Source organism: Mesorhizobium sp. M7A.F.Ca.US.006.04.2.1, from assembly GCF_004022915.1.
Lineage (GTDB): Bacteria > Pseudomonadota > Alphaproteobacteria > Rhizobiales > Rhizobiaceae > Mesorhizobium > Mesorhizobium ciceri.
The window spans coordinates 1-11,916 of the sequence record NZ_RZQA01000087.1 but is presented as its reverse complement, the minus strand read 5'-3'; the positions used below and the strand labels follow the sequence as shown (position 1 = coordinate 11,916).

Below are 11,916 nucleotides of genomic sequence, written 5' to 3'. Positions count from 1 at the left end.
ACAGGGGAGTATGCGATTGGCAGCGTTCGATGAAATGCTTCCGGAAGTCTCCGGATTGAGAAGACCGTATTCGGCGTATGATCGCTGGCTGAAGGAGCAGGATCCAGCCAGGCTGACCGAGAAGATGCAGGACGCTGAGCGCGTCTTCCGCAAGACCGGCATCACCTTCGCCGTCTATGGTGAGCAAGAAGCCTCCGAGCGGCTGATCCCGTTCGACATCGTTCCCCGCATCATTTCAGGCAATGAATGGCGGCGCCTCACGCAGGGCATCGAGCAGCGCGTGCAGGCGCTGAACGCCTTCCTCGACGACATCTATCATCGCCAGGAAATCCTGCGGGCAGGGCGCGTCCCCAGGGAATTGATCGCCAGGAATGAGGCATTCCTGCCGGAGATGATCGGGGTCAGGCCGCCGGCCGGCGTCTATACCCACATCATCGGCGTCGACATCGTCCGCATCTCGGAGGACGAGTTCTACGTGCTGGAGGACAATGCGCGCACGCCGTCCGGCGTCTCCTACATGCTGGAGAACCGCGAGACGATGATGCAGCTGTTCCCCGAGCTGTTCCAGAAGATCAAGGTGCGGCCGGTGGAAAACTACCCGCAGCTTCTGCGCCAGTCGCTGGCGGCGGTGCGGCCGCAAAGCACCAAAGGTGCGCCGACCATTGCGGTGCTGACGCCCGGCAGCTTCAATTCCGCCTATTTCGAACACGCCTTCCTTGCCGACCAGATGGGCGTGCAGTTGGTCGAAGGCCAGGACCTGCGCGTGGTCGACGGCCATGTCGCCATGCGCACGACGGAAGGCTACAAGCAGATCGATGTGCTCTACCGCCGCGTCGATGATTCTTTCCTCGACCCGCTGACGTTCCGTCCGGATTCCGCTCTCGGCATACCCGGCATCATGGATGTCTATCGCGCCGGCAACATCACCATCGCCAATGCGCCGGGCACCGGCATAGCCGACGACAAGGCGATCTATTCCTACATGCCCGAGATCATCGAGTTCTACACCGGTCGCAAGGCAATCCTGGGCAACATTCCGACCTGGCGCTGCTCGGAGCCCGACAGCCTGAAATACGTGCTCGAACACATCGACGAGCTGGTGATCAAGGAAGTGCACGGTTCCGGCGGCTACGGCATGCTGGTCGGGCCTGCGGCAACCAAGAAGGAATGCGAGACCTTCGCCAAGAAGTTGGCGGCCAAGCCATCGAATTATATTGCCCAGCCGACGCTGGCGCTGTCGACATGCCCGATCCTGACGGAAAAAGGGCTGGCGCCGCGCCACGTCGATCTCAGGCCCTATGTGCTGGTCTCCGACCGCATCCAGATCGTGCCTGGGGGCCTCACACGCGTCGCGTTGAAGGAAGGTTCGCTGGTTGTGAACTCGTCGCAGGGCGGCGGGACGAAAGATACTTGGGTGTTGGATGATTGAGACGAGTGAATAGGGAATAGTCAGTAGGGAATAGTCAGTAGTCAGTAGCGGAAATAGAGGGACAGGAAATGCCATATTTCATTGAGATTCAATTGCTTAATATTCACTGCTCACTATTCGCTACTCACTAGCCCGAAGGGCCACTTCATGCTTTTAGGCCGCACCGCAAACGGGCTCTATTGGATGAACCGCTATATCGAGCGGGCGGAAAACATGGCGCGCTTGGTCGATGCCGGCCTGCGCATGGCGCTGACCCGCACCCAAAGCGCCTCGGAAGAGTGGAATTCGGTGCTGCTCAGCGCTGGTTCCGACGTCACCTTCAGCCAGAAATATTCCGACTATACCGCCGCCAATGTCGCCGACTTCCTGTTGCGCGACACGTCGAACCCATCGAGCACGATGTCGTCCATCGAGACAGCCCGCAACAATGCCCGCATGGTGCGCACCGCGCTGACGCGCGAGACCTGGGAAAGCATCAACGAAGCCTGGATGGCGCTGAAGCGGATGCTGGCCAAGCCGATCGACGAGCGCGACCTGCCAAGCGTGCTCGACGCCATCAAGCGCGAGACGGCGCTGATCCGCGGCTCGTTCTACGGCACCATGCTGCGCAACGAGATCTTCGACTTCTCGCAACTCGGCACTTACGTCGAGCGCGCCGACAACACGGCGCGCATCCTCGACGTGAAATATTATGTGCTGCTGCCGTCGATCTCCTGGGTTGGCTCGACGCTCGACAATTATCAGTGGGAATCGATCCTGCGTTCGGTCTCGGCGCATCGCTCCTATCGCTGGGTCTACGATGCTGATTACAAGCCGACCAACATTGCCGACTATCTGATCCTCAATGTCCGCATGCCGCGTTCGCTGATGTTCTGCTATCGCTTCCTGTCGGAGCATCTGAAATTCCTCGGCGACGATTACGGCGAGCGCCATGCCTGCCACGCAACGGCCGAGAAGACGCAGACAATGCTGAGAGCCGGGTCGATCAAGGATATCTTCGATACCGGGCTGCATGAATTCCTGGCCAATTTCATTCGCGACAACACCAAGCTGGGCGACGAAATCGCACAAGATTATCGGTTCAATTGAGCATGGTCCCGAAAGGTGGAGCCGGTTTTCTTAGACAAACGGAAACCGTTTGTCCGGAGATCGCGCTCACAAACGGAATAGAAGCATGCGGCTGAAGATTACCCACCGAACTGAGTACCGTTACGATACGCCGGTGCATTATCTGTTGCAGCGGCTGCGGCTGCTTCCGGTCAGCGGGTCGACGCAGACCGTTCTGTCCTGGGCTCTGGCGATCGAAGGCGCGCGCGAAGAGGTCCGCTTTGTCGACCATTTCGGCAACGACACAAGGCTGTTGAGCGTCGAGGGCGAGCGCGACTTCATCACGGTCGAGGCGTCGGGCGAAGTGGTGACGCGCGACACCGCGGGCGTCTCGGGGCCACACCAGGGCTTCACGCCGCTCTGGCTGTACAGCCATGAGACACCATTGACGGTGATCGGCAGCGGTATCCGCGAACTCGCCGCATCGGTTGGCAAGGGCAGCGACATCGAACGGCTGCACCGGCTGATGGCTGTCATCGGAGAGCGCGTCGCCTACACGCCCGGCACGACCAATGCGACGACGCCGGCGGAGGAAGCCTTGGCGCTCAAGACCGGGGTCTGCCAGGATCATACCCATATCTTTGCCGCCGCCGCCCGTGCCATGGGCTTTCCGGCCCGCTATGTCAGCGGCTATCTGATGCTGGATGCGACGGTCGAGCAGGCGGCCAGCCATGCCTGGGCCGAAGCGCATGTTTCGGGTCTCGGCTGGGTTGCCTTCGATGCCGCCAATGGCATCTCGCCCGACGAGCGTTATGTAAAGGTGGCGACGGGCCGCGATTACCGCGACGCCACGCCGGTGTCGGGAATTCGGCTGGGACAGGCGGAAGAACAGCTTGCGGTCACCGTCACGGTGGAGCAGTAATCCTCGCAAGATTGCTGCCGAGCGATTCATCGTTTCAAGGAACCCCGAACCGCTCTATCCCTTTGTTTTAACGCAATTCCGGACGGAAAACCGCTTCACACTTTTCCTGGAATTGCTCTAGAAGAGATTCCATGACCTATTGCGTTGGCCTGAAGATCGATCGCGGGCTCGTGTTCATGTCCGACACGCGCACCAATGCAGGCATGGATTCCATCTCCACCTTTCGCAAGATGCATGTCTGGGAAGAGCCGGGCGAACGCGTCATCGTTTTGATGTCGGCGGGCAATCTGGCGACGACGCAGGCCGTGGTCAGCCTGCTTGACGAGCGCACCAAGGCAATCTCCGAAAGACATTCCACACTGCTCGAAACGCCGTCGATGTACCAAACGGTCCGCATTGTCGGCGACACGGTCAAGGAGGTCATCGCCAATTCGTCACCCGCTGGCGAGAAGGCGGATTCCTATTTCAATGCGTCCTTCATCCTCGGCGGTCAGATCAAGGGCAGCGAGCCGCGCCTGTTCATGATCTATCCCGAAGGCAATTTCATCGAATCGACCGATGACACGCCGTTCTTCCAGATAGGCGAGACCAAATACGGCAAGCCGATCATCATCCGCGCCTACGAAAAGACGATGAGCCTCGCCGAGACGGTGAAGCTGCTTTTGGTGTCGTTCGATTCGACGTTGAAGTCGAACCTGTCCGTCGGCTTGCCGCTCGACCTGCTCTTCCTGGAGAAGGACGCTTTCAAGGTCGGATTGAAGAAGCGGATCGGCCAGGACGACCAGTATTACCGCACGATCTCCGATGGCTGGTCGAATGCGCTGAAGACGGCTTTTGCCAGCCTGCCGGATTTCCCTGGCTGAGGCGTGCGGCATCTCTTGCTGGTTGCATATATTTCACGCGTTAATTAATAAGAGACCAACCGCGACGGATGGTAGCGATGGATCATGTCGGGAGGACAGGATGAACAATGATGATTTCCGGCAATGGTCGCGGCGCGCCGCCGACTGGGGCGCTGACTATCGCAACAATCTGCGCGACCGCCCCGTGCGGCCACTGGTAGAACCCGGCGCCGTTTCCAGAAGCATCGAGGTTTCGCCGCCCGAAGACGCCGAACCGATGGACCGGATCTTCGCCGATTTCGAAGAGAAGATCCTGCCGGGAATGACGCATTGGCAGCATCCGCGCTTCTTCGCCTATTTCCCGGCCAATGCGGCGCCGGTTTCGGTGGTGGCGGAATATCTTGTTTCGGCGATGGCCGCGCAATGCATGCTGTGGCAGACGTCGCCGGCGGCGACCGAACTCGAAACGCGCACCGTCGACTGGATGCGCCAGGCGCTCGGTCTGCCGGAAGGCTTCTCGGGCGTAATCCAGGATTCAGCCTCATCGGCGACGTTGGCCGCGGTGCTGACCATGCGCGAACGGGCACTCGACTGGCAAGGCAACAAACAGGGCCTGGCAGGGCAGGCGCGGCTGCGCATCTACTCCTCCGACCAGGTGCACACGTCGATCGACCGGGCGATCTGGGTGTCCGGCATCGGCGAGGACAATCTCGTGCGCATTCCCGTCAGCGGCCGCTTTCGCGCCATGGACACGGCCGCGCTCGAGGCGGCAATCGTCGCCGACCGGGAAGCCGGCATGCTGCCGGCGGGCATCATCGCTTGCGTCGGCGGCACCAGCACTGGCGGCACCGACGACATTGCTGCGGTTGCCGAGGTGGCACGGCGGCATGGGCTTTATCTCCATGTCGATGCCGCCTGGGCGGGATCGGCGATGATCTGTCCGGAATATCGGCATTTCTGGACAGGCGTCGAAGGCGCCGATTCGATCGTTTTCAATCCGCACAAATGGCTGGGCGCTCAGTTCGACTGCTCGATCCAGTTCCTGCGCGACCCTGAAAGCCATGTCAGGACGCTGGCCATCAAGCCGGATTATCTGAAGACGCACGGTCATGACGGCATCATCAACTATTCCGAATGGTCGGTACCGCTCGGGAGGCGATTTCGCGCGTTGAAATTATGGTTCCTGCTGCGCGCCCATGGCCTGGAACGCCTGCGCGCGATGATCCGCAATCATGTCGCGTGGAGCGAAGGGCTGGCGGCGCGGCTGGCAAGGGAGCCGGATTTCGAGATCGTCAGCGAACCGATGCTGTCGTTGTTCTCGTTCCGGCACAAGACCGCAACCGACGGGGACGAGCACAATCTGCGCCTTGTCAATGCGATCAACGACGATGGCCGCATCTACCTGACGCAGACGAAGGTTGATGGACTGATCGCAATCCGGTTCCAGGTCGGACAGTTCGAGGCGACCGCCGCCGATGTCGAAACGGCTTTTGTGGTGATTACTGAAATCGCACGTGGCCTGGGTCGCTGATTTCGTTAGCCGGCTTATGCCTTTTCATCGGTTTCGTTTTCGACTATAGACAAGAAAAACGAAAACGGGAGGTTGCCCATGTATCTGTCGCCGCGCCATGCCGAGATTATCCAGATGGCCAAGGATCACGGCCGCGTGCTGGTCGATGATCTGGCCAACCACTTCAATGTGACGCCGCAGACCATCCGCAAGGACCTCAACGATTTGTGCGATCAGCGGCTGCTCTCGCGCATCCATGGCGGCGCGCTGTACCCCTCCGGCATCGAGAACATGGAGTATGAGGCGAGACGCAAGATTGCCGCCGACGAGAAGGAGGCGATCGGCCGTGCGGCAGCCAGGCTGATCCCCGACAACGCCTCGCTGTTCATCAACATCGGCACCACGACCGAGTCGGTCAGCAAGGCGTTGCTCGATCACAGCGGTCTCATGGTCATCACCAATAACATCAATGTTGCCAATAGGATGCGGATATATCCGTCGATCGAAGTGGTGATCGCCGGTGGTGTCGTGCGCGGTTCCGATGGCGGTGTGGTCGGCGAGGCGGCGGTCGATTTCATCAGGCAGTTCAAGGTCGATTACGCGGTGATCGGCGCATCCGCCATCGACCATGACGGCGCCTTGCTCGACTTCGATTTTCGCGAGGTCAAGGTGGCGCAGGCGATCATCGCCAATGCAAGGCATGTCATCCTGGTTTCCGACCAGACCAAATTCGAGCGAACCGCACCGGTGCGCATCGGCCATCTGTCGCAGGTCAACACCTTCATCACCGACCGCTGCGATATCCCCTCGGTGCGCAAGATCTGCCAGGAGGCCGAGGTTCAGCTGATCGAGACGTCGCTCGCCTAGGCGGTTTTCAGCTGATATCACGCGCCCGTGATATTTCGTTTGACATTCGTTATCATTTCGAAATAATTCCGACACGGTTTCGTAAAAGCCCAAAAATGGTGCAATGCGAAATCGCTGGAGGAATTTGTGGACGCATCTCCGATCCGTGACATTTTCGTCATAGGCGGCGGCATCAATGGCTGCGGTATCGCCCGCGACGCCGTCGGGCGTGGCTTTTCCGTCTTTCTCGCCGAGATGAACGACCTCGCCAGCGGGACTTCCTCGGGCTCAACCAAATTGATCCATGGCGGCCTGCGCTACCTCGAATTCTACGAATTCCGCCTGGTGCGCGAAGCGCTGATGGAGCGCGAGGTTCTGTGGAAGAACGCGCCGCACATCATCTGGCCGATGCGCTTCGTGCTGCCCTATGCCAAGGGCCTGCGCCCGGCCTGGCTGATCAGGCTCGGTCTCTTCCTCTACGACCACATTGGCGGGCGCAAATTGCTGCCGGCGACCCGGACGCTGGACATGGCCAGGGATCCGGCCGGCAAGCCTTTGAAGCCGCTATTCAAGAAGGCCTTCGAATATTCGGATGGCTGGGTCAATGATGCGCGGCTGGTGGCGCTGAATGCACGTGATGCGGCCGACCGCGGCGCAACGGTCCGCACCCGCACGAAAGTGACCGGCGCGCGCCGCGAAAACGGCTTGTGGACGGTCCAGGTCGAGGATCTGCAGACCGGCGAGACCGAGGAGGTCAAGGCGCGCCTGCTGGTCAATGCCGCCGGCCCCTGGGTCGATCATGTGCTTTCCGGCGTCGTCGGCCTCAACGATGTGCACAATGTCCGCCTCGTGCAGGGCAGCCACATCGTCATCGCCAGGAAATTCGACGATCCGCGCGCCTATTTCTTCCAGAACAGGGATGGTCGCATCATCTTCGCTATTCCCTACGAGGAAGAGTTCACCCTGATCGGCACCACGGACCAGGATTATCCCGGCGATCCGCATGACGTGAGGATCAGCGACACCGAGATCGACTATCTCTGCGCCGCGGCAAGCGAATATTTCGCTGAAGCCGTCAAGCGTTCGGACATCGTCTGGACCTATTCCGCCGTCCGTCCGCTCTATGATGACGGAGCCTCCAAGGCGCAGGAAGCGACGCGCGACTATGTGCTCAAGGCCGATGGCGGCGATGGTGCCGCCCCGATCGTCAACGCCTTCGGCGGCAAGATCACCACCTATCGCCGGCTGTCGGAATCGATGCTGGAAAAGATCGAGGGTTTTCTGGGTAAACGCGGCAAGCCGTGGACGGCAAACGCGCCGTTGCCGGGCGGCGATTTCCCGGCCACCGGTTTCGATGCCGAAGTGGCGAAACTGAAGACCGCCTATCCGTTCCTCGACGCGCGCCTGGCTCGCCGGCTGACCCGGCTCTATGGCACCCGCGCAAGGATGCTGCTGGGGCTGGCCAAATCGAACGTCGATCTCGGCCGCAACTTCGGCGCCGATCTCTACGAGGCCGAGGTGCGCTATCTCGTTCAAAACGAATGGGCCGTCACATCGGAAGATGTATTGTGGCGCCGTACCAAGCGCGGTCTGCATCTCAGCCGCGAGCAGGTGGCGGCTCTCGATGAATTCATGCACGGCATAAGCCGGCGCCATGTCGCGGCTGCCGAATGAAGAGGGGTTTGAGCTGATGCGGAAGGCCTGGGAGGAGGCGTCATGCTGGAACTGAGAAACGTCACCAAGACGGTCGGTGCTGTCGCGCATATAAGCGATGTGTCGCTGACGCTCCAGCACGGCTCGCTCAATGTCCTGCTCGGACCGACGCTTTCGGGCAAGACCAGCCTGATGCGGCTGATGGCCGGCCTCGACGTGCCGACCTCCGGTTCGATCTGGTTCGACGGCCAGAATGTCACCGGCGTGCCGGTGCAGAAGCGCAAGATCGCCATGGTCTACCAGCAGTTCATCAACTATCCGGCGATGACCGTCTATGAGAACATCGCCTCGCCGCTCAGGGTGGCGGGAACCGATCAGGCGAAGATCGACAAGGAAGTGCGCCATGCCGCAGCACTTCTCAAGCTGACGCCCTATCTCGACCGCACGCCGCTGAGCCTGTCCGGTGGCCAGCAGCAGCGCACCGCACTGGCGCGCGCCATCGTCAAGAACGCCAGCCTGGTGCTGCTCGACGAACCGCTCGCCAATCTCGACTACAAATTGCGCGAGGAACTGCGCGCCGAATTGCCCAGGATCTTCGCCGCCGCCGGCACCATCTTCGTCTACGCCACGACCGAGCCGCACGAAGCGCTGCTGCTCGGCGGCAACACGGCGACGCTTTCCGAAGGGCGGATTACCCAGTTCGGACCGACCATCGACGTGTTCCGCAAACCGGTCGATCTGGTGACGGCCAAGACTTTCGCCGACCCGCCGCTCAACACCATCGTGCTGGCCAAGAAAGGTGGGGATTTCCTGCTCGAAGGTGGGGTCAAACTGCCGGTGCCCGCCGATCTCGCCGGCATTGCCGATGCCATGTACACGGTCGGTTTTCAGCCGCATCACCTGTCGCTCGATCGGCCCAATGCCGCCGCTGTGCCGGTGCGCGCCAAGGTGACGATCACCGAAATCACCGGCTCGGAAAGCTTCATCCATCTCGATTTCGCGGATGCACGCTGGGTGATGCTGAGCCACGGCATCCGCGACTTCGAACCCGACGCCGAGATCGAGGTGTTCATCGATCCGCGCCACATCATGGTCTTCGACGAGCACGGCCGTGCCGTGGCCGCGCCGAAGCTGGCGGCTTGAGGGGAAAGATATGGCACGCATAGACGTCAACCATGTCAGGCATTCCTATCTGCCGAACCCTCGGAAGGATGCCGATTTCGCGCTCAGGGAAGTGCACCACACCTTCGAGGACGGCGGCGCCTATGCGCTGCTCGGGCCATCGGGCTGCGGCAAGACCACGCTGCTCAACATCATTTCGGGATTGCTGCACCCGTCGCACGGTCAGTTGCTGTTCAACGGCAAGGACGTGACCAATTTGTCGACGCAGGAGCGCAATATCGCGCAGGTGTTCCAGTTCCCGGTCATCTACGACACCATGACCGTCTACGACAATCTGGCCTTCCCGCTGCGCAATCGCGGCGTGCCGGAAGCCGATGTCGACCGCAAGGTGCGCGAGACGCTGGAGATGATCGACCTGGCGTCCTGGGCGAAGAAGAAGGCGAGGGGCCTGACCGCCGACCAGAAGCAGAAGATCTCGCTCGGCCGCGGGCTGGTGCGCTCCGACGTCAACGCCATCCTGTTCGACGAGCCGCTGACCGTCATCGACCCGCATATGAAATGGGTGCTGCGCTCGCAGCTGAAGCAGCTGCACCGCCGCTTCGGCTACACCATGGTCTATGTGACCCACGACCAGACCGAGGCGCTGACCTTCGCCGACCAGGTCGTGGTCATGTATGACGGCGGCATCGTCCAGATCGGCACGCCGGCCGAACTGTTCGAACGGCCACGCCATACCTTTGTCGGTTATTTCATCGGCTCGCCCGGCATGAACGTCATGCCGGTGGCCATCGACGGCAAGACGGCGACGCTCGGCTCGCAGCGCATCGAACTGCCGGGCGCGCCAAAAGCGGGCAGCGGCGCCATCGAACTCGGCATCCGTCCCGAATATGTCCGGCTTGGCCGCGACGGCATGGCCGTGCAGGTGAGCAAGGTCGAGGATCTCGGCCGCCACAAGGTGGTCCGCGCCAAGCTCGAAGGCCGCGAGATTGCGGCCGTCATCGGCGAGGACGAGACCGTGCCGGCCGATCCGAAGGTGCGGTTCGAGCCGGCCGGCATCAACATCTATGCCGATTCCTGGCGCGTCGAGATGGGGGCATAGATGGAAAAGACCTGGAACAACAAGGCCTGGTTCCTGGTGCTGCCGGTGCTGGTGCTGGTGGCGTTCTCGGCGGTCATCCCGCTGATGACCGTCGTCAACTATTCGGTGCAGGACACGTTCGGCAACAACGTCTTCTTCTGGGCCGGCACCGAGTGGTTCGAGGAACTGCTGTCTTCCAGCCGCTTCTGGGAAGCGATGGTCCGCAACCTGATCTTCTCCTTCATCATCCTGGCGATCGAAGTGCCGCTCGGCATCTTCATCGCGCTCAACATGCCGAAAAAGGGCTGGGGCGTGCCGGTCTGCCTGGTGCTCATGGCGCTGCCGCTGCTGATTCCGTGGAACGTCGTCGGCACCATCTGGCAGGTCTTCGGCCGCAACGACATCGGCCTGCTCGGCTACTACGTCAACGCGCTCGGCATCGACTACAACTATGTGCAGGACCCGTTCGATGCCTGGGTCACCGTCATCATCATGGATGTCTGGCACTGGACCAGCCTCGTCGTGCTGCTCTGCTATGCCGGCCTGGTCTCCATTCCGGATGCCTTCTATCAGGCGGCCAAGATCGATGGCGCCTCGCGCTGGGCGGTGTTCCGCTACATCCAGCTGCCGAAGATGAACAGGGTGCTGCTGATCGCCGTGCTGCTTCGCTTCATGGACTCATTCATGATCTATACCGAACCCTTCGTGGTGACCGGCGGCGGTCCCGGCAACTCGACGACATTCCTGTCGATCGACCTCGTCAAGACCGCGCTCGGCCAGTTCGACCTCGGTCCGGCCGCAGCCATGTCGCTGGTCTACTTCCTCATCGTCCTTCTGCTGTCATGGGTCTTCTACACCGTGATGACCAACTACGACGCGGAGCGCTGAGATGACCGGCGCCAACGAAAGAGCCGATAGAGTGAGCGAGACCACAGCAGCGGGCAAACTGGCGAGCACACTGTCGCAGGATCAGGTCGCCCGGCTGATGCGCAAACGCGGCGAGGAATCGCGCTGGTGGTGGATCGTGCCGACGATCTACATCGTCGTGCTTTTGCTGCCGATCTACTGGCTCATCAACATGAGCTTCAAGACCAATGCCGAGATCGTCTCCTCGCTGACACTCTATCCGCACCAGCCGACGCTCGCCAACTACGTCACCATCTTCACCGACGCCTCCTGGTACTCGGGCTACATCAACTCGATCACCTATGTGGTGATGAATATGGTGATTTCGGTGGCTGCCGCGCTGCCGGCAGCCTACGCCTTCTCGCGCTACCGCTTCCTCGGCGACAAGCACCTGTTCTTCTGGCTGCTGACCAACCGCATGGCGCCGCCGGCGGTGTTCGCGCTGCCGTTCTTCCAGCTCTATTCGGCCTTCGGCCTGATCGACACGCACATTGCGGTGGCGCTGGCGCACTGCCTGTTCAACGTGCCGCTGGCGGTGTGGATCCTCGAAGGCTTCATGTC

11 protein-coding genes are annotated in these 11,916 nt (G+C 61.0%); all 11 read left to right on the top strand.

What is annotated here, in order from left to right; all coding sequences use genetic code 11:
• Positions 1-16 precede the first annotated feature (16 nt).
• A complete protein-coding gene (locus EN925_RS07295; RefSeq protein ID WP_024503502.1) occupies positions 17-1,429 on the top strand; it encodes a circularly permuted type 2 ATP-grasp protein in 1,413 nt (470 codons plus the stop codon).
• A gap of 147 nt (positions 1,430-1,576) precedes the next feature.
• Positions 1,577-2,518 carry an alpha-E domain-containing protein gene (locus EN925_RS07290; RefSeq protein ID WP_024503501.1) on the top strand — a complete coding sequence of 314 codons (942 nt, stop codon included), beginning with the start codon at positions 1,577-1,579 and terminating at the stop codon, positions 2,516-2,518.
• Positions 2,519-2,603: 85 nt separating this feature from the next.
• Positions 2,604-3,398, top strand: coding sequence for a transglutaminase family protein (locus EN925_RS07285; protein ID WP_063172085.1), 795 nt, complete (start codon positions 2,604-2,606; stop codon positions 3,396-3,398).
• Positions 3,399-3,529: 131 nt separating this feature from the next.
• Positions 3,530-4,261, top strand: coding sequence for a peptidase (locus EN925_RS07280; protein ID WP_013531816.1), 732 nt, complete (start codon positions 3,530-3,532; stop codon positions 4,259-4,261).
• A gap of 100 nt (positions 4,262-4,361) precedes the next feature.
• Positions 4,362-5,771 carry an aspartate aminotransferase family protein gene (locus EN925_RS07275; protein WP_127369308.1) on the top strand — a complete coding sequence of 470 codons (1,410 nt, stop codon included), beginning with the start codon at positions 4,362-4,364 and terminating at the stop codon, positions 5,769-5,771.
• A 78-nt stretch (positions 5,772-5,849) separates the two neighbouring features.
• The gene (locus tag EN925_RS07270) at positions 5,850-6,617 is read left to right on the top strand and encodes a DeoR/GlpR family DNA-binding transcription regulator (RefSeq protein WP_127369307.1); all 768 of its coding nucleotides are present in this window, start codon (positions 5,850-5,852) and stop codon (positions 6,615-6,617) included.
• A 126-nt stretch (positions 6,618-6,743) separates the two neighbouring features.
• Positions 6,744-8,270 carry a glycerol-3-phosphate dehydrogenase gene (glpD, locus tag EN925_RS07265; protein ID WP_127369306.1) on the top strand — a complete coding sequence of 509 codons (1,527 nt, stop codon included), beginning with the start codon at positions 6,744-6,746 and terminating at the stop codon, positions 8,268-8,270.
• Positions 8,271-8,312: 42 nt separating this feature from the next.
• Positions 8,313-9,392: an ABC transporter ATP-binding protein gene (locus EN925_RS07260; protein ID WP_024503497.1), complete on the top strand. Its 1,080-nt coding sequence runs from the start codon at positions 8,313-8,315 to the stop codon at positions 9,390-9,392.
• 10 nt (positions 9,393-9,402) lie between these two features.
• Positions 9,403-10,470 (top strand): ABC transporter ATP-binding protein, encoded by a 1,068-nt coding sequence (locus tag EN925_RS07255; protein ID WP_013531811.1) that lies wholly within the window; start codon positions 9,403-9,405, stop codon positions 10,468-10,470.
• On the top strand, positions 10,471-11,337 hold the full coding sequence (locus tag EN925_RS07250; RefSeq protein WP_013531810.1) for a sugar ABC transporter permease: 867 nt from the start codon (positions 10,471-10,473) through the stop codon (positions 11,335-11,337).
• 1 nt (position 11,338) lies between these two features.
• Positions 11,339-11,916 (top strand): carbohydrate ABC transporter permease (locus EN925_RS07245; RefSeq protein WP_206632801.1); only part of this gene is annotated, 578 nt, incomplete at its 3' end.